The following is a 22,550-nucleotide window of genomic DNA, read 5'->3' as shown; positions in this document are numbered from 1 at the left end:
TTTACGCAATGCGTATTATTCTACTGGGCGCGCCAGGCGCCGGTAAGGGGACTCAGGCACAATTTATCATGGAGAAATATGGGATCCCCCAAATTTCTACAGGTGACATGCTGCGTGCTGCGGTAAAAGCTGGCACCGAATTGGGTTTGAAAGCAAAAGAACTGATGGATAATGGCAAGCTGGTCACTGATGAGCTGGTCATTGCTTTGGTTAAAGAGCGCATCAAACAAGATGATTGTCATAATGGCTTCTTGTTGGATGGGTTCCCACGCACTATTCCTCAAGCCGATGCCATGAAAGAAGCGGGTATCAAGGTTGATTATGTGCTGGAATTTGATGTTCCTGATGAAATCATCGTTGAACGTATCATTGGTCGTCGTGTGCATGCGCTGTCAGGGCGTGTTTACCACATTAAATTCAATCCACCAAAAGTGGAAAACAAAGATGATGCCACAGGCGAAGAACTGACTATCCGTAAAGATGATCAGGAAGATACGGTCCGTAAACGTCTGGTTGAATACCACGCACAAACTGCACCCCTGGTTTCTTACTATCAGCAGGAAGCACAAGCTGGTAACACAAAATACTTCAGACTTGATGGCACTCGTCAAGTAGTAGAAGTTAGCGCAGAGCTGGTTAACATTCTGGGCGAATGATTGAGATTGAGGGATAATCCCCAAAAGACTTTGAGCTTTTGCTTGAAAGATAAGGGGATATCTCTTGAATTGTTATAACAGGCGGCCTTTATACCGCCTGACTTTTTCTCATTCACCTAGAGAAATTTACTCCATGAAATGTTACATGTAACTATCATTCGTGCTTTATACTAGATTGTCAGTCATTTTAATGGAGCTCTGAGGAATGAGTAGCAAGAAGTATGGTGTCCTATTAGTGAACCTTGGTACACCTGATGCGCCAACACCAGCAGCAATAAGATGTTATCTGGCAAAGTTTCTGAGTGACAGAAGGGTAGTTGATATCCCGCCATTTATTTGGAAACCTATCCTGAATAGTTTTATTCTTCCTTTCCGTTCTTCTCGAATTGCTAAGCTTTACCAAGAAATTTGGATGGAAGAAGGCTCTCCTTTATTAGTTTATAGTCGTCGTCAACAGAAATTGCTGGGTGAAAAGTTGGCGGATATCCCTATTGCTTTGGGAATGACTTACGGTTCCCCTTCTTTATCTCAGGCCGTAGAGAGTTTGTTACAACAAGGTATTGAAGCTCTCATTATACTGCCGCTCTATCCTCAATATTCCAGTACAACTTCGGCAGCGGTTTTTGACGGGATCAGTAAAATATTACAAGAATATCAGACAATTCCTAGCCTGCATTTTATCCGTAGTTATGCCACACATCCTGCCTATATTGCAGCACTAAAGGAAACCATTGAACAGAGCTTTGAAAAGCATGGCCAGCCTGATCGGTTAATTATTTCCTATCATGGTATTCCTGAACGTCTGGCAAAGATGGGTGATATTTATCCACAAGATTGTAAGGCGACAACTAAACTGTTGAGCCAGGCACTGAATTATCCAGCAGATAAAATTGTGATGACATACCAGTCGCGTTTTGGTTATTTACCGTGGTTATCTCCTTATACAGATAAAACCATGGCTTCATTACCGAGCCAAGGTGTGGAACATGTCCAAGTAGTATGTCCGGGGTTTGCGGCAGATTGTTTGGAAACGTTGGAAGAGATTGAGCAACAGAATAAAATTATCTTTTTAAAAGCTGGCGGGAAAAAGTTTGAATATATCCCCGCACTTAATGATAATGACGCCCACATTTCTTTGCTTGAAAAGTTGGTAAATAGTGTCATGAAATAACTTGCAATGGCTGGTTATGGGTAGACATTGATTGTCGTATGATTTTAAAGTTATGGGTTTTTAACCGATGAGTACGATAAGCGAAAAAAAAGCTTGTATATCAAAGAAAAGCAAAATTATTTGGATTGGACATAGAGATAATGAGTAATAAACCTATTAAACACCCCGATTTTTACCAAGAAAATGCAAACTATTATCCTCCAGCGCAGGAGGACGAAATTGATTTGTTTGAACTATTTTCTGTCATCTTCCAATCAAAATATTTGATCATTGCAATATCTCTCACTTTTGCAATTATTGGTTTCGGTATTGCATCATTTTTACCACAAAAATGGACTAGTACAGCCGCTGTAGTGAAACCGGATCTAGAAGAGTTTCAGCCATTAAAAAATGCGTTAACGGATTTACATGTTCTGAATATAGATCCTAAGGTGACAGAAGGATCAATGTATAAGCGGTTTATTGAAAACTATAATTCACGTGTATTGCGTGAAGAATATTTAGTTAATACCGATTACTTTAAGGCTTTGCTCGCTAAGGATAATCATCATTCTGAGCAGGAAAAAAGAAAACTGATCGAGACAATTGTCAATAAAAACATCGAGATGACTTTACCTAAGAAAGAGAAAGATGATGAAATTATCGATGAAGTCAAACTCTCTTTCAGTGCAGGTAATGCAGAAGATGCTTACAATCTATTAAGTGGCTATATCAAATTCGTCTCTTCAGTGGTTCGTGATCAAGTGAAAGAAGAACTGGTTGATATGGTACATCAGAAACTGGAATACTCACAAAAGCTTTATGCCCTCGATTTGGAACGTATCGGCAATATGCGCAGCGTAGATATTGAGCGATTGAAGTATGCGATTTCTCTTGCCGATTCTGCCGGGATTAAAAAGCCAGTATCAAATGGCGGCTCTATGATCAAGGATGACCCAGATTATTCGATTGCGCTGGGTTCTGATGCACTGCAACGTAAGTTACAGATTACTGAAGGAATTACTGATCCAACTAAAATTGATGCGGACCTGCGTAACCGCCAGTTGTATATTAAAAATCTGGAAAAAGTGAATGTGAATACAGTTGATTTTATACCATTCAAGTACATGCAGGAACCTTATGAGCCAACATCAAAAGATTCACCTAAGCGTTTGCTGATTTTGATTGGAGCAGGCTTTATCGGGTTTATTTTATCTATCATGTATGTTCTGTTGCGTCACATGGTACGTAGTCGCCAGAAACAAGAAGCTTAATATTATTGATAACTCATATATGTTATCAATAATATTCTGATAGCTAACGTTTCGACAGCCAATGTTGTAATAGCATTGGCTGTCTTTATTCCTGACGCGGTATTTTTTATTTCTCTCCGGTATTGTGACACACTGTATTATGCTAACATGCCGCATATTTTGGCTTTACAGCAGTAATTAATCATGAAATTCCCTGGTAAACGCAAATCTAAACACTATTTTCCTGTCAGTTTAAGAGATCCTCTGCTCCATCCCATTAAAGAGATGGATACCGAAAATAATCAAGCCTACATTGTTGGTATTGACCAGACATTGGTTGATATTGAAGCCAAAGTCGATGAAGATTTTATCCAACGTTATAACCTAAGCCAGGGACATTCGTTAGTTATTGAAGATGATGTAGCCGAGGCTCTTTACAAGGAGCTGACAGAAAAGGATCTTATCAGCCATGAATTTGCGGGTGGCACTATCGGCAATACTTTGCACAACTATTCAGTGCTGGCTGACGATAAATCTGTCCTGCTTGGTGCGATGTGCAATAACATCCAAATAGGAAGTTATGCATATTGTTATCTCTGCAATACATCCAGTCGTATGGATTTAAATCACCTTCAGGGAGTCGATGGCTCAATTGGCCGCTGTTTTACCTTAGTGACAGAAAATGGTGAAAGAACATTTGCTATTAGCCCAGGATTAATGAACCAGCTTCGTCCAGAAAGCATTCCTGAACATATTATTGCGGAAGCGTCAGCTTTGGTGATCACCGCTTATTTGGTGCGTTGTAAACAGGGTGAGCCAATGCCGGAAGCAACGATGCAGGCCATTGAATATGCGAAGAAATATAACGTACCTGTTGTATTAACGTTAGGAACAAAATATGTCATTGCAGATGATCCGCAGTGGTGGCGCGATTTTCTGGCTGAACATGTTTCTGTGGTTGCAATGAATGAAGATGAAGCTTATGAATTGACAGGTTTCAGCGATCCTTTATTAGCGGCTGACATGGCACTAAATTGGGTGGATTTGGTGTTATGTACCGCTGGGCCTGCTGGATTGTATATGGCGGGTTATACTGAGGAAGAACACAAGCGCCAAACATTGCATCCTCTGTTACCTGGTGCGATTGCAGAATTTAATCGTTATGAATTCAGCCGGGCGATGCGTAAGGTGGATTGCCAAAACCCAATGCGGGTTTATTCCCATATTGAACCTTATATGGGAGGGCCTGAAAAAATCATGAATACCAATGGTGCTGGGGATGGCGCATTATCTGCATTGCTGCATGATATCACTGCCAATAACTATCATCGCATGAACGTACCGAATTCCAGCAAACATGCGCGCTCTTATTTAACCTATTCTTCTTTGGCTCAGGTATGCAAGTACGCGAATAGAGTGAGTTATCAGGTATTAAGTCAGCATTCTCCGCGTCTAACTAGGGGGTTGCCGGAGAAAGAGGATAGTCTGGAAGAATCTTACTGGGGACGTTGATTCTACCAAGCTAATATATTGTTTTAATTATTTTTATTGGATATCCCATGTTATGGGGATATCCTTTTGGCTCGTAAGTTATGTTGATGATAGGCGCGCTGGCGAATGAACTGATGGTGGCTCTATTGGACAACCTTCTTCATATTCAGGTAATGCATCAGCCATTGCCCGTGCTATTTCATGTTCACCAATGATAATGTGGTTAGTGCCGCGCTCCGTAATGTAAGTAACTTCATCATCATAATGTGCTCGAACAATGATATTGATATCTGGCCTGATTTCTCTGACATTCGCAACAATTTCACCAGATTCATAACCATTGGGGATTGTCAGGAATAAAATACAAGCACAATCGAGCCTTGCCAGAGCCATAATCTCTTTATTGACGGCATTACCTATTACGGCACTGATACCCATTTCGCCTAACTCTTCAAAGCGGGCGCGTGTATCTTCAATCACCACGACGGGAAAATTTTTTTCTTGTAAACGCTGACAAAGCTGATTTCCCACTCGGCCATAACCCACGACAATAGCGTGACCACAAATATCGACAGGAATTTGGGTTTCTTCTTCCAATGTTTCTTCGAGTAATTGTTCTTCGATGGTTTCTGTTTTTTCCAAATAGCGATCCAGTAAACTGAATAGAACAGGATTCAGCATGATTGAAATGATGGCACCAGCCAGTACAAGGTTACGGGCTTCCCCATCCAAGAATCCCAGCGTGACACCAAGCCCAGCGAGAATAAAGGCAAATTCACCAATTTGGGCGAGACTGGCTGAAATGGTTAAAGCTGTGCGTCGTGAATGCCCAAACATTCTGACCAGTAGCATGGCAGCTAATGATTTGCCAATGATAATAATGGCAAGGGTTCCTAAAATTGCCAGAGGCTGTTGGAGTAAGACCATAGGATCAAACAGCATGCCAACGGAAACGAAGAAAAGAACCGCGAAAGCATCCCTTAACGGTAAAGTGTCTTGCGCAGCCCGATGACTTAATTCTGATTCATTCAGTACCATACCTGCGAAGAAGGCACCGAGGGCAAATGAAGCATCAAATAATGTCACTGCACCATAAGCAACACCTAGTGCAATGGCAAGTACAGCCAGTGTAAATAGTTCACGGGAGCCTGTCCCAGCAGTTTTCGCCAGTAACCAGGGAATGACACGCCGTCCGACGAAAATCATCAACAAAATAAAGACAACAACTTTTCCAACTGTGAGAGATATCTTTAACAGCAATTGACCCATATTGGCGTTTTGGTTATCCATAATTCCGGCTGCGGCGGGAAGCAGGACTAACGTCAGCACCATAGCCAGATCTTCAACAATTAACCAACCAATGGCAATTTGTCCTCTATGACTATCAACGAGCTGTCGTTCTTCTAGTGCCCTGAGTAATACCACCGTGCTGGCGGTAGACAGGCAAAGCCCAAATACAATACCGTTGAGCAATCCCCAATCAAGTAGCATTGATAATCCAGTGCCTAATAAGGTTGCAACTGCAATTTGGGCGATAGCACCGGGAATGGCAATTGATTTGACGGCTAACAAATCCTTAAGTGAAAAATGTAGACCGACACCAAACATCAGTAAGATCACGCCAATTTCTGACAGCTCTGGAGCTAAAGATGTATCGGCAACAAAACCAGGAGTAAAAGGACCCGCTAGTACACCTGCTACGAGGTATCCTACCAGAGGTGAGATCCTCAGGCGTTGCGCAAGCATGCCAAACAGATAGGCAAGAACAAAACCGCCAACAATGGTCGTGATAAGAGGTGTCGAATGCTCCATCAAGGCTCCTTCTGGGTAGCGAGTATATAAATTTTGTAGTTAGGTGAGGTAATAATATATTTTATAAATAATTAAAGGTTATAAAGAAATATATTGAGTGGTAAAAAAGAGAATGATCTACATAAATACTATTTTAATGTAATTTTATGTATACATTGCCATTATTTACGCTAGTTTACAAAGAAAAAGAGCATCATAAACATGATGCTTATTCGGGGTTTTTCTTATCTTTTTTAAGTGTTCTTTTCTATATTTGGCAAGAATAGCGTAAAAATACCAAGAAGTGGTAGAAAAGCACAAATTTTGTAAACCAATTCTATACTGGTTTTATCTGCAACATAACCAAGTACGGCAGCCCCGATACCACCCATACCAAAAGCCAGGCCAAAGAACAGACCTGCAATCATGCCTGTTTTGCCGGGAATAAGCTCTTGGGCATAGACTAAAATAGCAGAAAATGCAGAGGCCAATATGATGCCAATAATAACCGTTAATATGCTTGTCCAGCATAAGGAGGCATAAGGTAACAACAGGGTAAAAGGTGCAACACCAAGAATTGAACCCCAAATGACATATTTCCGACCTATCTTATCTCCAACGGGCCCCCCAATCAGGGTACCTGCCGCTACGGCAAATAAAAATATAAATAGGTGGATCTGGGCATTTTGCACTGATAAGCCAAATTTCTGTATCAAGTAAAAAGTGTAGTAGCTACTGATACTGGTTAGGTAAAAATACTTGGAGAAAACCAGTAACAGAAGAATGGCAAAAGAATTTATGATAGTTTTTCTAGGCAGCTTTGGCAGGGAATTAGCACGAGAAGACAGCGGGGTTATAACCCGATGCTGCACCTTATACCACTGGCTGACTTGCAAGAGGATTACGATAGCTAACAATGCTGTCAGGGAAAACCAACCGACGTTTCCTTTGCCGTAAGGCGCAATGAAAATAGCGGCTAACAGTGGACCCAATGAACTCCCTAAATTTCCCCCTACTTGAAATAAAGATTGTGCCAGACCATGACGTCCACCTGAAGCCATGCGCGCGACTCGTGACGATTCTGGATGAAAAACGGATGATCCTGTACCGACCAGTGCGGCGGCTATTAAGATAATTGAAAAACTTTCAGCATAAGCTAATAGAAGCAAACCAGATAGAGTAAATCCCATACCGATAGGCAGTGAATAGGGCTGTGGATGTTTATCAGTATACAAACCGATAAGAGGCTGCAATAAGGATGCTGTTACTTGATAGGTCAGCGTTATCATTCCAACCTGAATAAAACTGAGGCTGAATTCAGATTGCAGCAGTGGATAAATAGCCAGAATCAACGATTGAATCATATCATTCAGCATATGGGATAAGCTGATGGCACCAAGAATTGAAAAAACTGTCTGATGTGTTTTTGTTGGTGATGTTGGAAAAGAGGTTGTTTTACTTTTTTCACTCATATTTATTCGCTTATCAATGTCATTATCAACAAAGTGTGTAGGGGAGTTTTTTTAGGCTTGTTGAGTCACTGTTTAATTTTCACACCATAATACATCTTAGATAATTCACAAAATTTTTATTTATATCTATATAATTTGACCGCAATTTCAAAAAGGTGACATCTTTTAAGCCGCGGCTTGAAAGGAGTGAATCATCACTAACATATAACCAATAGAATTTTAAAGTACATGGAGATATCCCATGAAATTATCATTTAAAGCGTCAGTATGTGCCCTTGCTGTTTCTCTATCATTGGCACCGCTAATTGCAAACGCCTGGGAAAAAGATAAAACCTATGACATTACCATCTTGCATACTAATGATCATCATGGTCACTTCTGGCATAACGATTATGGTGAGTATGGTTTGGCAGCCCAAAAAACGGTGGTAGATTCCATTCGTCAGGAGGTTGCCAAGAAAGGGGGGAGCGTATTGTTATTGTCAGGTGGTGACATTAACACTGGCGTACCGGAATCGGATATGCAAGATGCTGAGCCCGATTTTAAGGGCATGAATCTGGTGGGATATGATGCAATGGCATTAGGAAACCATGAATTTGATAAGCCTCTGAATGTCTTGTACCAGCAACAAAAATGGGCAAATTTTCCATTTCTCTCTGCCAATATTTACCAAACCAGTACAGGTAAGCGTCTATTTAAGCCATATGTCATTTTTGATAAACAAGGCGTGAAAATAGCTGTTCTTGGCCTGACAACCGATGATACTGCGAAAATAGGTAATCCAGCTAATTTTCCGGATGTTGAATTCCACGTTCCTGCTGAAGAAGCCAAAAAAGTTATCGAAGAGCTGAAAAAGAATGAAAAGCCAGACGTGATTATTGCGGCAACCCATATGGGACACTATGACGATGGTCATCATGGCACGAATGCACCGGGAGATGTTGAAATGGCACGCAGCCTGCCTGCGGGTTATTTGAATATGATCGTGGGTGGACATTCACAAGATCCGGTGTGTATGTCTGCGGAGAATAAGAACTATAAACAAGTGGATTATGTTCCAGGTACACCTTGTGCTCCCGATCGCCAAAATGGCACATGGATTGTTCAGGCTCATGAGTGGGGGAAATACGTAGGACGGGCTGATTTTCAATTCCGTAATGGTGAATTCAAGCTGGTTCATTATCAATTGATCCCTATTAATTTAAAGAAAAAAGTGACCAAAGAAGATGGGAGTACGGAGCGTGTTTACTATACGCATGAAATTAAACAAAATCCTGAAATGCTCAATTTGCTGACACCTTATCAGGATAAGGGCAGCCGGATACTTAATGTAAAAATAGGTTCAGTAGATAAAAAATTAGAAGGTGATCGCAATAAGGTACGTTTCGTTCAAACAAATATGGCACATCTTGTATTGGCTGCCCAGATGGAACGAACAAACGCTGATTTTGCAGTAATGAGCGGTGGTGGAATTCGTGATTCAATTGAAGCAGGAGATATTACTTACAAAGATGTCCTGAAAGTTCATCCATTTGCTAACCAACTGGCTTATGTAGATTTCAAAGGTAGCGAAGTTTTGCCGTATTTGACGGCTGTTGCAAATATGGAAAAGGATTCTGGCGCCTATGGGCAGTTTTATAATGTGAGTTTTGTGAAGAATGGTAAGGATATCAGTGATGTAAAAATTGGTGGTAAGCCATTGGATTCAAATAAAACTTATCGTATGGCGACGTTGAACTTTAACGCGATTGGAGGAGATGGTTATCCACGGATTGATAATTTGCCTGGTTATGTTGATACGGGGTTTGTCGATGCTGAAGTATTGAAAGGATATATTGAAAAACACTCTCCATTAAAAGACTCTGATTATGAACCGAAAGGTGAGATTCGTATAAATAATAACAACTGAACAATAGATTGTTGTTAGTTATCTGCATAAAAAGACCATCTAAAAGACAGATGGTCTTTTGTTTATTATCAATAAGAAATGTTATGCATAATCTATAATAGGAACGGTTAAAGATTAATAATAATCTAATTATTAAATAGCATAGTAATTAATGAATTATTTTCTCCTTTGGTTGGTAGTTTTTCAAGTCCATGTTTCATATATAACGCTATGAGTTGAGGGGTATTTTCACACTCTAATGCAATAATCCTTCCTCAAATTAATGTTTTTGAAATGTTAATGATATTCTTTGCGTAAAGAAAAATATCTTTAAATCCTATTGGATTTTCATTTAATGAAAAATTTTTAGCTACTTGGCCAATCAAGTAAACTTTTATTGTGTTAGCATTTTTACTGATACCATTAAGTTTTTTTATTTTGGTTTTTGAAATAGCAAAATTGTTTACTAATAACTCCTTAAAGGTTAATGAGAAATAAGCAAGAATCAAACCATTATCATCCAGGATAAGATAAGTCCTGGTTACATCAGCTTGTTCGAATCTAATTGATTTCAAATGCAAAAATGACTCTACATCGCGATTTTTGGGACAGGAAAAGGAGAGTAAATATTTTTCTGTCCGGTCATTACCAAAATCTGATAATATCTTTCTTAGAGTAAGAATTTTCGTTTTAATATCTCTATTGCCTCCTTTTGCTCTGCTTCAAAATCTATTTTTTCAAAATCATCCTTTGGTTTTCTTCTATTAGCCCTTCTAAGCATTTTAATTGCTTTTGGATCAGTGATAACCATTTGTCTAAAAAATGATGAGGTGGCCATTTTATTCCTCTTCTATTTAAATAAACTAAGTTAATTGAAATGGTAATTAATGATTTTTGCGCTGTGAGGAAAGTATATCGGCATTATTACTTATCACAAGGCCCTGTTTTAAAGAAAACAGAGCCAGCTCGAAAAAATTCAACGGGAGTTGCAATCAATTTTCAAAATTTAGCAATTTCAGCAAATGAACAGTTAAGTAATCGGCATAAATCTGTGGGGGACAATTCAATATCTAAACCACGTTTTCCACCAGAAATAAATAGAGTTGGCAAGGTTTGTGCCTGACTGTCAATCACAGTAGGTAGACGTTTTTTTTGCCCTAATGGGCTAATGCCACCCACTAAATAACCCGTTACCTTTTGTGCCAGTTGGGGTTCAGCCATATCTGCTTTCTTGGCCTTGAAAACTTTAGCCACCTTTTTCAAATCGAGTTGCCCTGAGACAGGGGTCACAGCGACAGCAAGATTTTTGGGATCGCCATTTAAAGAAACCAACAATGTCTTAAAAACCTGATTGGCATCTAAACCGAGTTTTTTCACCACTTCATCACCAAAATTATGTTCATTAACATCGTGGACATAAGAGTGAAGTTTGAAATTAATTTTTTGTTTTTCTAGCAAGATAACAGCGGGAGTCATATTTTTTCCTATAACGATCAATTTATAACTGCTTATCTGTAATAAATGGGGATTTTCGAATGAAACAGGCAAATGAAGCTACTATGTTTGTGGTTTTACCAACATCTGCCGTAAGTTATTCTCGCCGTGAAGGTGTAAGGCGCCTACTGCAACCAAATATTTTCCTGCCGGTAAACGATGTAATTGCTCACTCCATTGACGGTTGCGTTCAGACATTAGGGTTTGATAAATCTCTTCGCAGAATGTCATTGGTATTACCTGATTTTGTTTCTCAGATTTGTAATTCATCCACCAACTAATCATAGTTTGTAAAGCACGGGCATTGGTATGCCAATGGACAATGGTATCTTCTAATAAAGAGATCCCCCCGTTTGGCAAATTGGTGAGAAGGTTAACTTGTGCATCAGTTCCTTCCAACTCGATAATGGGTTTATTGATCGCTTTTGCGCTGTTCAATAATTGATAATCGATACCATATTGAGAGTGTAGCCCTAAATATTGGGCTTGAGCAGTCTGTAATATTAATGCAATCTGCCATGATGATAACGGATCCAGCAGTGTGACAGCATGTTGAATTTCTTGGCAATAACGTTGTAAACAATCAAAATTTTCGGGCGATAAACGTTGTGACAACGGGATCTGCTCAGGAAACGTTTCCTTGAAAGGACTATTAGCCTGAGTGATATCTGCTTCGACAATCAGCGCATCTGCTTGCGCTAATTGCTCCAGCAATACCTCAGAAAGTGGGCACATATTTTTAGTACCCATATGAATGCTGCCAACAATATGTAGCTGTTTGTTTTTATTTAAATTGATGTCAAAAGCAGGATAGGGATAATGCCGTTGGGAATTGAATCCCAATATATTACTGAAATATGTCATTAATTTTCCCATATTGCATACTCCAATAGCTGACATTAGGCAGTATGCTAACCTGTTCATAGCCAACAAGAAAGAGGGAAAAGTGCAGGATGAAAAGCTAAACGGAACATGTTTAGCTTTTCATGGGGAAAATAAAATTTTCTGATATTCAGTCAGGATTTAGGCTTGAAGCGCAATAAGCGATTGGCATTACTGACGACAGTAATAGAAGACAGCGCCATGGCGGCTCCTGCAACGACAGGGTTTAATAAAGTGCCCGTGAAAGGGTATAAAATGCCGGCTGCAATTGGAATGCCCAAGGTATTGTAGACAAATGCCCCAAATAGGTTTTGCTTCATATTACGCAATGTGCCGCGAGATAATTCAACTGCATCAGCAACCCCATGCAAACTTTGGCGCATCAGGGTAATTGTTGCAGTTTCTATAGCGATATCACTGCCGCCTCCCATCGCAATGCCGACATCCGCTTGCGCCAATGCAGGAGCATCATTAATGCCATCACCAACCATCGCCACTTTTTTGCCTTCTGATTGAAGTGCCTGAATAGCTGCTGCTTTGCCATCAGGTAGAACACCGGCAATAACTTGGTCAATACCTGCTTCTTGTGCGATAGCATTCGCCGTAGTCGAGTTGTCCCCTGTTAACATAACCAAACGGTAACCTTGGTGATGTAAGCGTTGCAGGGCAGAAACCGTGTCTTGGCGCAAGGGATCGTGGATGGAAAACAGGGCAGCGATTTGCCCATTAGCTGACAGGATAACGGGAGTGATGCCTTTTTCTGCCTGTGTCGCAACAAGTGGCTTTAATTCTGCTGTTTCAATTTGATATTGTTCAAGTAATTGTTGATTCCCCAATAGTAGCGTGACGTCTCCAATTTCTCCTTTAACACCCAATCCTGCGAGGGTACGGAATGTTTGCAAGTCGGGTAATTTTTGTCCTGCTACTTTCAGCAAAATGGCCTTTGCCAGAGGGTGATTTGAACCATTTTCCAAGGCACCAGCCCATAGCAATACTTGCTCTTCGGTGAAACCATTAAAGGTATGGATCGCTGTCACCTGTGGCATACCTTCCGTTAAAGTGCCGGTTTTGTCGAAAACAATCGTATCCAATTGGCTGGCATGTTGCAGGGCATCAGCATCACGCACCAATACCCCGAATTCGGCAGCCCTTCCCACCCCAGAAATGATGGACATGGGGGTTGCCAGCCCAAGAGCACAAGGACAGGCGATAATCAAAACCGTGGTCATGATAACCAGTGCATACATGACTTGTGGGGCGGGGCCGACAAAATACCAAATTGCACCAGCGATCAGGGCGATTGCAACGACAATAGGCACGAATATTGATGATATTTTATCGGCCAATTGGCCGATTTCAGGTTTACTACTTTGTGCCTGACGAACTAGTTTGATAATACGTGCCAAGGTTGTTTGGCTGCCAACTGCATTAGCTTTAAACAATACCTTACCATCCTGAACTACGGTGCCGGCATGGACGGTATCGCCGGTTGTTTTCTGCTGAGGAATGGGTTCACCTGTCAGCATGGCTTCATCCAACCAAACTGTACCTTGAATAATTTCACCATCGACCGGCACACGTTCTCCTGTTGTCAGGCGCAATATCATATTGGGCATCACATCGGTCAGTGGCACTGTTTTTTCACCTTCAGTAGTAACTATCCGCGCTGTTGGTGGTGTTAGATCCAATAATCGCTCAAGGGCTTTGGAAGAGCGTTGGCGAGCGCGTTGTTCCAAGGCATGGCCAAGATTGATCAAACCGATGATCATGGCACTGGCTTCATAATAAAGATGACGAGCTTGGGGAGGAAAAATGTCTGGCCATAAATTGACGCTAATTGAATAAAGCCACGCTACACCAGTACCCAGAGCGACAAGGGTATCCATTGTTGCACTGCCATTTTTTAGGCTTTGCCACGCATTGCGATAAAAATGTCCGCCTGCAAATACCATGACAACCAGTGTTATCAAACCAATCGTTAGCCAAATGGCATGGTTTGCTGGTGTAAGTATCATATTGTCGCCTATCATTCCCCACACCATGACAGGCACTCCAACCACTAGCGCAAGGGCTGATTGCCAGCGAAAACGGCGCATATTCGCTTGTGCCACTTGTTGTTGGCGTTCACGACGCTCTGTTTCATCCTGAATAACCTCAGCGCCATAACCCGCCTTGAGCACAGCTTCAACTAAGGCGTTTGGTGATGCATGACCTGTGACCAATGCGCTTCTTTCTGCAAGATTGACTCTGGCATGTTCCACACCATCAACGGATTGCAGGGCGTTTTGTACTTTGCTGACACAACTGGCACAGCTCATGCCATCCAGCAGAAGTTGGATACTGTCACTATTATTATCACTCGCATCATTTTTGTTGTTGTGATCAACGGAGGTTATTTCTACCGGAGTCGGAGATGTTGCCGCTGCCAAAGACTCCGGAGTCTGTGGAACATGTATTGCCAGCGGCTCAGTTTTTGGGAAATCGGCTTCCGTTGCTAATTTAGCGTGATATCCGGTTTGTTCAACAACATGAATTAAAGCACTGCTATCTGCTGTACCATAGATTTTTGCTGTTTGGGTATCAACTTCTGTGGCGATCACACCTTCCACAGTTTCTAATGCTTTTTGTGTCTTACCGGCACATTTCATGCAATTTAAACCTGACAAACGTAATACAACATCAGGTTGGATGGCAATCTTCGCTTGATAATCTTCCGCAACAATAGCGGCAATCAATTCATCAGATGAAACATTACTGATAATTTTGGCATAATTGAGGCTCACATCTGCCAGTTCAACGCCGGGTATTTTTTCCAGAGCTTTTTTGACCCTGCCGACACAATGCATACAAGTCAGGCCTTGAAGGGCGAGAATGGTGGTTGTGGACATAAAAATATCTCCTGATACAGAGTGATATACTTATCATTAAGGCTAAACCTTCCTGCAAGGGGAAGGTCAAGGGGAAATTATGAATATCAGTGAAATTGCCCGTAAGACCGGTTTAACCAGCAAAGCGATCCGGTTTTATGAAGAAAAAGATCTTATTACTGTGCCCAAACGAGGAGATAATGGCTATCGTTACTATCAGCAAAGGCACATCGACGAACTGATGCTTTTGCGTCAGGCGAAAGAAGTCGGGTTTACGTTGGAGGAGTGTCGCGAATTGCTGAGACTATTTCACAATCCTGACCGTCACAGTGCAGATGTAAAAATGGCGACGTTGCAAAAGGTGGCAGAAATAGAAAAAACGATGTTGGAATTGCAAAAGATAAAGGAAAAATTACTGGCATTGGTGGCTGAATGTCCGGGAGATGATGGGGCTGATTGTCCCATCATTGAGCATTTATCTGGCTGCTGTAAACATCACGGGTGATGGGGAACTGGTCTCACCTTTAATGTGATTCCGTCAACGGCGATGACTTCAACTTCGGTATTGGCTGGAAGCTCTTGGTCACAGTGAACGCGCCAACTGCCATCAGCCAGTTTGACTCGCCCAAAGCCGTTTTCGGTATCTGTGATTAAACGGGTACGTAATCCAATCAACTGGTAGTTTTTCTGATTGAGTGATTTATCACTAGATTGGCGTGGGCGATGGCGTAGCCAGCTACGCCATGCAATAACAGAAAGCAAGGTCAAGACAGCGAACAGCGTGCCTTGCAGTTCCCAACCCATATTAGGGAAAACCCATGTGATCAGGGCAACAACGACGGCTGCACTTCCTGTCCACAATAGATATCCCCCTGTTCCCAGTAATTCCGCAATCAGAAGCAGGCCACCAAAACAGAGCCAAAACCAGGCTGGCTGAGTAGCAATCTGTTCAATCATGGTTATTATCCTGTATGGTTATTTATCCTGTTTGCTCTTCTTGCTTTCGGTAATTAATTCAGCAATACCACCAATAGCGCCCATCAAATTGCTGGCTTCCAGTGGCATCATAATAACTTTGCTGTTATTTGAGGCACCAATATTGGTAAGAGCGTCAGTATATTTTTGGGCAACGAAGTAGTTAATTGCCTGCATATCCCCATTCGCAATCGCGTCAGAAACCATTTTGGTTGCACGCGCTTCTGCTTCTGCGGCACGTTCACGGGCTTCTGCCTGAAGGAAGGCTGACTGGCGCTCACCCTCTGCTTTCAGGATTTGCGACTGTTTTTCCCCTTCCGCTTTCAAAATGGCTGCCTGACGAATACCTTCTGCCTCAAGAATATCGGCACGCTTGGTACGCTCTGCTTTCATTTGCGCGTTCATTGCCGAGATCAACTCTTTAGGTGGACGTACATCGCGGATCTCAATACGCGTGATCTTCACACCCCACGGGTTAGTGGCTTCATCAACGATTGTTAACAATCGGCTATTGATGGAATCGCGTTGAGACAGCATTTCATCGAGTTCCATTGAACCCAACACAGTACGGAAGTTGGTCATGGTCAGGTTGATGATAGACAGTTCCAGATTACTGACTTCATAGGCAGCACGCACGGGATCAACAACCTGAATAAAGCAGACGGCATCAATGGTGACATTGGCATTATCGCGAGAAATAACTTCCTGCGATGGGATATCCAGAACCTGTTCCATCATATTGATTTTACGACCGATACGATCAACGAATGGCATGATAATATGCAGGCCAGGCGTTAATGTACGGGTATAGCGTCCAAAGCGCTCAACAGTCCATTGATAACCTTGTGGAACGGTTTTGACGCAAGTAAAAACGATAGCAACCGCAATAACGATTAAAATAGGTACAGCACCAAAAGAGAGTAAATCCATCACAATTTCCTTATTAACGTTAATTATGGGATATATAAGTTTTATTTACTTAATAGAGTAAAGAGTATACATGACGACGGTATTTAGATGCCAGAACATCTCCAGTACCTAGTGCAGAGAGAATATCCATCATCGTTTTTTTCACTGCACCATCGGCAGCAGAGAGATCCTTCTTCAGAAAACTAAATAACAATTCCAGGGCTTCTTCATTACGACCAACTTCGTGTAATTTCGAAGCCAGTTGTACGGCTAATTCTGCATTTTCTGGCTGAGTTGCCAACTCTTGTTGCAATTGTCGAATCTCAGGTGAATCAGCAGCCTCTTTCTGGGATTTAAGATCTTCAAGTAACTCATGATAGCGTTCATCTTGTGCTTCTAATGGAATGATATCCATTATTTTTTGGGCCTCTTCAAGATGATTGAGTGAAAGGTTCACTTGGGCCAGCAATAGGGTAATTTCGGTATCTTGCGGATTTTCTTGATGGATTGCTTTCAGTAAAGGCAATGCCTCCTGATCCTTACCTTCTACAAGTAGCTCGTTAACTTGCTCTAATGGTGATTTTTCCATTTGAGGAAGAAGAGTGGCAAAAATTTTCCTGATAGCTTCATCTGTCTGAATGCCTTCAAAACCCTGAACAGGGCGAGCTTCTTGTACAAACAGCACGGTAGGCAAGCCACGCACCCCAAACTGTGCCGCGAGATGGGGAAATTGGTCACAATTGACTTTAGCCAGAGCGAATTGCCCTGCATATTCATGGGCTATTTTATCAAGCGTGGTTTCTAATTCATGGCAATGTAGATCCTGTGGAGACCAGAAGTAGAATACGACAAGCTGGTTAAGTGAGTGCTGGACAACTTGGGCAATATTCAATTCATCAATATCAATGATGTGGTCAGTATTGTTGTTTGTGTTCACGGTTGGTTCCATGGGATTTTTCTCTGAGTCGTTGTAAGGTGATTACATGAATAAATAAGACTTGTTTGTCCGTTTTTCAATGTCTATTTACTTTGCCAGCGCAAGATCCTGTCGAGCCATCTCTCAGGGAGTAGACGGCGCATCATTTTTACTACATGAGTCAATAACGTAACGGAATAGCGTAATTTCGGGTTGGGGCTTTCCAACGCATGAATGAGTTTAGAGACGACATCCTCCGGCATCAGCGTGAAACGACGGGCAAGGCCTGGATTCTCAACCGGTTGATCCTGTTGTGTTTGATTAACATTGTGAGTAAAGCGGGTATGGATTGGACCAGGCTCTATCAGGCTGATCTTAATATCTGTTTTTGCCAATTCCCCACGTAAGGCATCTGACCATGCTTCAAGAGCATATTTACTGGCGGCATATGCTCCACGGCCTGGCGTTGAGATTAATCCCATAACAGAACTGGTCTGGACAATCCTCCCTGCGCCATAAGCGCGTATAGCGGGCAGTAGCAGGCATGTTAGTTGGTGGGTGCCAAAGAAATTGGTGGAGAACTGTTTTTCCATCTGTTCGCGAGAGATGCTTTCCAATGGGCCGTATACACCAAATCCCCCATTATTGAATAGCCCAAACAAACGACCGTTGGTTAATTCGATGACTTTCCTGGCGGCACACTCTACGCTTTCTTTATCATCTAAATCCAATTCGATGGGTTCGAACCCCAATTCACGCATATGTGCCAAATCAGAGGGTTTGCGGCAGGCTGCGAGTACACGGTAACCACGCTGGTGGAGGGTTTTGGCCGCGGCTAACCCGATCCCACTAGAACATCCAGTAATAAAAATGGTTTTTTGCATAACTTTACCTGTTCACCTGCATCAATTTATGGAAATAAATGATTTACTGTTAAGAAACATTCTTTACTTAAGGAGAGTTGATGTATGCCGACAATTTGTTGGACATCCAATCAGCAATAAAAGTCTGTGCGGCTTGATTAGGATGTAGCCCGTCATCTTGCATCCATTCTGGTTTGATAGCAACGCGCTCCATGAAAAATGGCAGCAGAGGAATCTGGTTGCGTTCAGCAAGCTCAGGATAAATTTTGGCAAAGGATTCGGTATATCGTTTTCCGTAATTAGGTGAAATTCGGATTTGCATTAACAACGGTTGTGCGCCGGCTTGTTTAATTAAAGTAATGCCCTGCTGCAAATCTTGTTCTATGTTTTGAATGGGAAAACCACGCAATCCATCATTCGCACCAAGCTCTATCAAAACCCATTTTGGATTGTGCTGTTTCAATAATTCAGGCAAACGTTCAAGCCCTTGTGCTGCGGTATTACCACTAATACTGCCGTTAACAATGACCGTTTTTTTGCCGACTTGTTGCCACTGTTTTGCCATCAGTGCAGGCCATGATTGCTCAACTGGCAAACCATATCCGGCACTGAGGCTATCACCTAATATTAGCAGGGTATCTGCCGCCACTGCTCTGGCACTGCATAGCACCAACAATAAAAGGAAAAATACATGGCTGTAGAAAGTATTCTTGAAGTTCATCATCTCACTAAACATGTAGGTCAAGGGGAACAGGTAATTAATATATTGCAAGGTATTGAGTTAGTTGTCGAGCCAGCACAGACAATTGCCTTAATTGGTGAATCAGGTTCCGGCAAATCAACGCTTTTGGGCATTATTGCCGGATTGGATGATGGCAGCGAAGGAGAGGTTCACCTGTTGGGGCAAAATATCAGTAGTATGAATGAAGAGCAGCGCGCGCAATTAAGGGCAGAAAATGTAGGTTTTGTTTTTCAGTCATTTATGTTGATCCCTACTTTGAATGCATTAGAAAATGTCCAGCTTCCGGCACTATTGCGTGGTGAATCGGAAAACCAAAGTCGCGAAAAATCCATTGAGCTGCTCGAACTGTTGGGGTTAGGAAAACGCCTGAAACACATGCCGTCCCAACTTTCGGGGGGAGAACAGCAGCGGGTGGCTTTGGCTCGCGCGTTCTGTACCCGCCCCAAGATTCTGTTTGCCGATGAACCAACGGGTAATCTTGATCGCCAGACAGGGGATCGCATCGCCGATTTGCTGTTTTCCCTCAATCATGATTATGCCACCACGTTGATTTTGGTAACACACGATAGTCAACTTGCAGCGCGTTGCCAGCGTCGTTTACGTCTGGTAGATGGAAAATTGCGGGAGGAAGCATGATCTGGCGCTGGTTTTGGCGTGAATGGCGTACCCCCTCTCTCCTGATCGTATGGTTATCCCTGACTTTAGCGGTGGCCTGTGTGTTGGCATTAGGGCGTATCAGTGATCGCATTGATCAAAGTGTGCATTATCAAAGCCGTGATTTTCTGGCAGGTGATCTTGTCTTAAGGGCTTCATATCCCGTTGATGAAACTTGGTTGCAAAGGGCACAAGAACAGGGATTGACATTAAGTCGCCAAATCTCATTTTCGACCATGACATATGCGGGAGATATTCCGCAACTGGCTCAGGTGAAAGCCGCAGATGAGCATTATCCACTATATGGCGAACTGGAAACCAATCCGCGTGGGTTAAAGCCAGAAAAAGGTTCTGTGTTGGTAGCGCCACGATTGTTGACACTATTGGGCGTCAAGGTTGGGGATAATATTGATGTGGGAGATACCACGCTGCATATTCGTGGGGAATTATTGCAAGAGCCTGACAGCGGTTTCAATCCCTTCCAGATTTCTCCCCGAATTTTAGTCAATATTGATGATGCTCAGGCAACCGGAGCGATTCAACCTGGCAGCCGTTTGACTTACCGTTATATGTTTGCGGGTTCTCCTGCCGCTATCCAATCATTTCAGCAATTCGTTGAACCGCAACTAAAAGCGGATCAACGCTGGCTGACATTGAAACAAGATAATGGTGTCATGGCACAATCTATTGAGCGCGCCCAGCAATTTTTACTGCTGTCAGCTTTGTTGACACTACTGCTTGCTGTAGCGGCAATGGCAGTTTCCATGGCACATTACTGCCGTAGCCGACATAACCTGATTGCTATCCTGAAAACATTAGGAGCAGGGCGTTGGGCCTTGCGTCAATGGATCATTGGACAATGGTTAGTGATATTGCTTGCCGCCATAGTGGTAGGTTCCATTTTAGGAGTGGCTTTTGAATCTGCATTGATTCGAATTTTGGCAGGAATGCTACCTAAGATATTACCGCCAGCAGGAATGTGGCCGTGGGTATGGGCAATAACGGCCTTGTTTGGCATTGCTGTACTAGTGGGTGCTCGTCCTTATCGCCAACTTATGGCTACTCAGCCTTCACGGGTATTGAGAAGTGATGTAACGGCATCCATCTGGCCATTGCGTTACTATTTGCCTGTACTGGCATTAATAATAACAGGAGGACTGGTATTACTGGCAGGCACTAAGCCTTTGTTATGGTCACTGTTAGCAGGAGTACCGATTGTCGCGTTGTTTTTGGCGTTACTGGGGTGGGGAGGATTATGGCTACTGCGTCGCGTAACGTTTCGTCAGTTAAGCCTGCGTCTGGCGGTCAACCGGTTACTGTGTCGTCCCTTTCAGACCATGACCCAATTGGCGGCGTTTTCCCTGTCATTTATGTTGTTGGCTTTGCTAATTATGGCAAGGGGGGATTTATTGAACCAATGGCAACAACAATTACCACCGGATAGCCCTAATTATTTCCTGATTAACATGACCCAGCCACAAACGGCTCAAGTTAATGACTTATTAGCTAAATATCAGGTAAAACCGACCGATTTTTACCCTGTGGTATTGGCACGTTTGACGGAAGTGAACGGACAATCTGCGCTGGAATGGGCGAATGAAAAACACCCTAATAGTACTACCGTGCGTCGCGAACTGAACTTAACATGGAAGGCAGAACTGCCGCCTTTTAATACCTTGATTGCGGGAACATGGCCGCCAAAACCAAACGAAGTTTCTATAGAGCAAGGCGTTGCTGAACGGTTGCAAATTAACTTGGGGGATAAGCTCACATTCACCGGAGATACCCGAACGTTTCATGCCACAGTAAGCAGTATTCGCAAGGTGGATTGGGAGAGCATAAATCCAAATTTCATTTTTATTTTCGCCAAAGAGACGTTGGAAAATCAGCCCAGAATGTGGTTAACCAGCTTTCATTATGAAGGAAATGGAAGGCTGTTAACGGAAATTAACCGCCATTTTCCGACCGTTAGTATGCTGGATATCGGTTCGATACTCAAACAAGTACAAGGCATCTTGCAGCAAGTTAGCAAGGCACTGGAAATCATGGTTGTTTTGGTGATGATTTGTGGCGGATTGTTGTTATTGGCACAAATTCAGGTCGGTATGAGCCAACGACAACTTGAATTGGTGGTATACCGTACATTGGGCGCGAGCAAAAAACTTTTGCGGCGTACATTATGGAGTGAATTTGCCCTGCTTGGGTTTATGGCCGGTTTGGCGGCGGCATTTGGTGCAGAAATCGCACTTTGGTTGTTACAGACTCAGGTCTTTGGTTTTCCGTGGCAGCCACAATGGCAGATGTGGTTCCAGCTTCCCATCGTCAGTAGCTTACTGCTGTCATTATGTGGTGGTTGGTTAGGAATCAGGCTATTACGCAGGCAAGGGCAATATCAGCGCTTACCTGCGTAATTTTCACTCCGCTGATAAACCTCTTTGGTTTATCAGCGATCTATTTGACCAGATATTATCAGGCAAATTCTTCTCTTAACTTGGTTTCGGCAATCTCAGCCATCATTGTGATGGATTCAACCTTGTTTGTCCGTTA

At 42.5% G+C, this 22,550-nt stretch carries 20 protein-coding genes; 8 read left to right on the top strand and 12 right to left on the bottom strand.

The genetic code is table 11. The features are described 5' to 3' along the window. The first annotated feature begins 8 nt into the window (after positions 1 to 8). From adk to Xish_RS11280, 4 genes are all read left to right on the top strand, one after another. Positions 9 to 656 (top strand): adenylate kinase, encoded by a 648-nt coding sequence (adk, locus tag Xish_RS11295; RefSeq protein WP_099117943.1) that lies wholly within the window; start codon positions 9 to 11, stop codon positions 654 to 656. A 205-nt stretch (positions 657 to 861) separates the two neighbouring features. Beyond that, positions 862 to 1,827, top strand: a complete 966-nt coding sequence (gene hemH / locus Xish_RS11290; protein ID WP_099117942.1) for a ferrochelatase — start codon at positions 862 to 864, stop codon at positions 1,825 to 1,827. 140 nt (positions 1,828 to 1,967) lie between these two features. Next, on the top strand, positions 1,968 to 3,080 hold the full coding sequence (gene wzz(fepE), locus Xish_RS11285; protein WP_099117941.1) for an LPS O-antigen length regulator Wzz(fepE): 1,113 nt from the start codon (positions 1,968 to 1,970) through the stop codon (positions 3,078 to 3,080). A 183-nt stretch (positions 3,081 to 3,263) separates the two neighbouring features. Further along, a complete protein-coding gene (locus Xish_RS11280) occupies positions 3,264 to 4,571 on the top strand; it encodes an inosine/guanosine kinase (protein ID WP_099117940.1) in 1,308 nt (435 codons plus the stop codon). Positions 4,572 to 4,649: 78 nt separating this feature from the next. Here Xish_RS11280 and ybaL read toward each other — a convergent pair whose 3' ends face one another. Further along, on the bottom strand, positions 4,650 to 6,362 hold the full coding sequence (gene ybaL, locus Xish_RS11275) for a YbaL family putative K(+) efflux transporter (protein ID WP_099117939.1): 1,713 nt from the start codon (positions 6,360 to 6,362) through the stop codon (positions 4,650 to 4,652). 233 nt (positions 6,363 to 6,595) lie between these two features. Then, entirely contained in the window at positions 6,596 to 7,813 is a 1,218-nt protein-coding gene (locus Xish_RS11270; protein ID WP_099117938.1) for an MFS transporter, read from the bottom strand. A gap of 241 nt (positions 7,814 to 8,054) precedes the next feature. On the opposite strand from Xish_RS11270, the gene ushA reads away from it, so the two are divergent. After that, positions 8,055 to 9,722 (top strand): bifunctional UDP-sugar hydrolase/5'-nucleotidase UshA, encoded by a 1,668-nt coding sequence (ushA, locus tag Xish_RS11265; RefSeq protein ID WP_099117937.1) that lies wholly within the window; start codon positions 8,055 to 8,057, stop codon positions 9,720 to 9,722. Positions 9,723 to 9,976: 254 nt separating this feature from the next. Here the strand turns inward: ushA and Xish_RS11260 are convergent, their stop codons facing one another. From Xish_RS11260 to copA, 5 genes are all read right to left on the bottom strand, one after another. Further along, complete coding sequence (locus Xish_RS11260) at positions 9,977 to 10,282, bottom strand: hypothetical protein (protein WP_244186010.1); 306 nt, start codon at positions 10,280 to 10,282, stop codon at positions 9,977 to 9,979. Between the two features lie 89 nt (positions 10,283 to 10,371). Beyond that, positions 10,372 to 10,539, bottom strand: coding sequence for a hypothetical protein (locus Xish_RS18620; RefSeq protein ID WP_167383260.1), 168 nt, complete (start codon positions 10,537 to 10,539; stop codon positions 10,372 to 10,374). Between the two features lie 161 nt (positions 10,540 to 10,700). After that, complete coding sequence (ybaK, locus tag Xish_RS11255; protein ID WP_099117936.1) at positions 10,701 to 11,177, bottom strand: Cys-tRNA(Pro)/Cys-tRNA(Cys) deacylase YbaK; 477 nt, start codon at positions 11,175 to 11,177, stop codon at positions 10,701 to 10,703. An 81-nt stretch (positions 11,178 to 11,258) separates the two neighbouring features. Further along, positions 11,259 to 12,071, bottom strand: coding sequence for a TraB/GumN family protein (locus Xish_RS11250; RefSeq protein WP_099117935.1), 813 nt, complete (start codon positions 12,069 to 12,071; stop codon positions 11,259 to 11,261). Positions 12,072 to 12,211: 140 nt separating this feature from the next. Continuing rightward, positions 12,212 to 14,965 (bottom strand): copper-exporting P-type ATPase CopA, encoded by a 2,754-nt coding sequence (gene copA, locus Xish_RS11245; protein ID WP_099117934.1) that lies wholly within the window; start codon positions 14,963 to 14,965, stop codon positions 12,212 to 12,214. A 79-nt stretch (positions 14,966 to 15,044) separates the two neighbouring features. On the opposite strand from copA, the gene cueR reads away from it, so the two are divergent. Continuing rightward, positions 15,045 to 15,449 (top strand): Cu(I)-responsive transcriptional regulator, encoded by a 405-nt coding sequence (cueR, locus tag Xish_RS11240; RefSeq protein WP_099117933.1) that lies wholly within the window; start codon positions 15,045 to 15,047, stop codon positions 15,447 to 15,449. On the opposite strand, the gene Xish_RS11235 is transcribed toward cueR, so the two are convergent. The 5 genes from Xish_RS11235 to tesA form a co-directional block, all read right to left on the bottom strand. Next, the gene (locus Xish_RS11235; RefSeq protein WP_099117932.1) at positions 15,440 to 15,901 is read right to left on the bottom strand and encodes an NfeD family protein; all 462 of its coding nucleotides are present in this window, start codon (positions 15,899 to 15,901) and stop codon (positions 15,440 to 15,442) included. The genes cueR and Xish_RS11235 overlap by 10 nt on opposite strands. An 18-nt stretch (positions 15,902 to 15,919) precedes the next feature. Further along, complete coding sequence (locus tag Xish_RS11230) at positions 15,920 to 16,849, bottom strand: SPFH domain-containing protein (RefSeq protein ID WP_099117931.1); 930 nt, start codon at positions 16,847 to 16,849, stop codon at positions 15,920 to 15,922. Positions 16,850 to 16,898: 49 nt separating this feature from the next. Next, a complete protein-coding gene (locus Xish_RS11225) occupies positions 16,899 to 17,777 on the bottom strand; it encodes a co-chaperone YbbN (protein ID WP_099117930.1) in 879 nt (292 codons plus the stop codon). A gap of 71 nt (positions 17,778 to 17,848) precedes the next feature. Further along, the gene (locus tag Xish_RS11220; protein ID WP_099117929.1) at positions 17,849 to 18,628 is read right to left on the bottom strand and encodes an SDR family oxidoreductase; all 780 of its coding nucleotides are present in this window, start codon (positions 18,626 to 18,628) and stop codon (positions 17,849 to 17,851) included. 67 nt (positions 18,629 to 18,695) lie between these two features. Then, positions 18,696 to 19,328, bottom strand: coding sequence for a multifunctional acyl-CoA thioesterase I/protease I/lysophospholipase L1 (gene tesA / locus Xish_RS11215; RefSeq protein ID WP_208614855.1), 633 nt, complete (start codon positions 19,326 to 19,328; stop codon positions 18,696 to 18,698). Between tesA and ybbA the strand changes: the two genes are divergently transcribed. Continuing rightward, positions 19,299 to 19,985 (top strand): putative ABC transporter ATP-binding protein YbbA, encoded by a 687-nt coding sequence (ybbA, locus tag Xish_RS11210; protein ID WP_099117928.1) that lies wholly within the window; start codon positions 19,299 to 19,301, stop codon positions 19,983 to 19,985. The two genes, tesA and ybbA, sit on opposite strands and share 30 nt — an antisense overlap. Next, the gene (gene ybbP, locus Xish_RS11205; RefSeq protein WP_099117927.1) at positions 19,982 to 22,414 is read left to right on the top strand and encodes a putative ABC transporter permease subunit YbbP; all 2,433 of its coding nucleotides are present in this window, start codon (positions 19,982 to 19,984) and stop codon (positions 22,412 to 22,414) included. The genes ybbA and ybbP overlap by 4 nt, the downstream gene beginning before the upstream one ends. The last annotated feature ends 136 nt before the right edge of the window (positions 22,415 to 22,550 follow it).

It is taken from the genome of Xenorhabdus ishibashii, from assembly GCF_002632755.1.
GTDB lineage: Bacteria > Pseudomonadota > Gammaproteobacteria > Enterobacterales > Enterobacteriaceae > Xenorhabdus > Xenorhabdus ishibashii.
This window is presented reverse-complemented; position numbering and strand designations above follow the sequence as displayed.

Bases quoted from the DNA above. Each gene is read 5' to 3' on its own strand.
- Xish_RS11280 (WP_099117940.1), top strand. From the start codon at position 3,264: ATGAAATTCCCTGGTAAACGCAAATCTAAACACTATTTTCCTGTCAGT.
- Xish_RS18620 (WP_167383260.1), bottom strand. From the start codon at position 10,539: ATGGCCACCTCATCATTTTTTAGACAAATGGTTATCACTGATCCAAAA.
- Xish_RS11270 (WP_099117938.1), bottom strand. From the start codon at position 7,813: ATGAGTGAAAAAAGTAAAACAACCTCTTTTCCAACATCACCAACAAAA.
- hemH (WP_099117942.1), top strand. From the start codon at position 862: ATGAGTAGCAAGAAGTATGGTGTCCTATTAGTGAACCTTGGTACACCT.
- adk (WP_099117943.1), top strand. From the start codon at position 9: ATGCGTATTATTCTACTGGGCGCGCCAGGCGCCGGTAAGGGGACTCAG.
- Xish_RS11250 (WP_099117935.1), bottom strand. From the start codon at position 12,071: ATGGGAAAATTAATGACATATTTCAGTAATATATTGGGATTCAATTCC.
- ushA (WP_099117937.1), top strand. From the start codon at position 8,055: ATGAAATTATCATTTAAAGCGTCAGTATGTGCCCTTGCTGTTTCTCTA.
- Xish_RS11225 (WP_099117930.1), bottom strand. From the start codon at position 17,777: ATGGAACCAACCGTGAACACAAACAACAATACTGACCACATCATTGAT.
- copA (WP_099117934.1), bottom strand. From the start codon at position 14,965: ATGTCCACAACCACCATTCTCGCCCTTCAAGGCCTGACTTGTATGCAT.
- Xish_RS11220 (WP_099117929.1), bottom strand. From the start codon at position 18,628: ATGCAAAAAACCATTTTTATTACTGGATGTTCTAGTGGGATCGGGTTA.
- Xish_RS11230 (WP_099117931.1), bottom strand. From the start codon at position 16,849: ATGGATTTACTCTCTTTTGGTGCTGTACCTATTTTAATCGTTATTGCG.
- Xish_RS11235 (WP_099117932.1), bottom strand. From the start codon at position 15,901: ATGATTGAACAGATTGCTACTCAGCCAGCCTGGTTTTGGCTCTGTTTT.
- cueR (WP_099117933.1), top strand. From the start codon at position 15,045: ATGAATATCAGTGAAATTGCCCGTAAGACCGGTTTAACCAGCAAAGCG.
- ybbA (WP_099117928.1), top strand. From the start codon at position 19,299: ATGGCTGTAGAAAGTATTCTTGAAGTTCATCATCTCACTAAACATGTA.
- ybaK (WP_099117936.1), bottom strand. From the start codon at position 11,177: ATGACTCCCGCTGTTATCTTGCTAGAAAAACAAAAAATTAATTTCAAA.
- ybaL (WP_099117939.1), bottom strand. From the start codon at position 6,362: ATGGAGCATTCGACACCTCTTATCACGACCATTGTTGGCGGTTTTGTT.
- tesA (WP_208614855.1), bottom strand. From the start codon at position 19,328: ATGAACTTCAAGAATACTTTCTACAGCCATGTATTTTTCCTTTTATTG.
- ybbP (WP_099117927.1), top strand. From the start codon at position 19,982: ATGATCTGGCGCTGGTTTTGGCGTGAATGGCGTACCCCCTCTCTCCTG.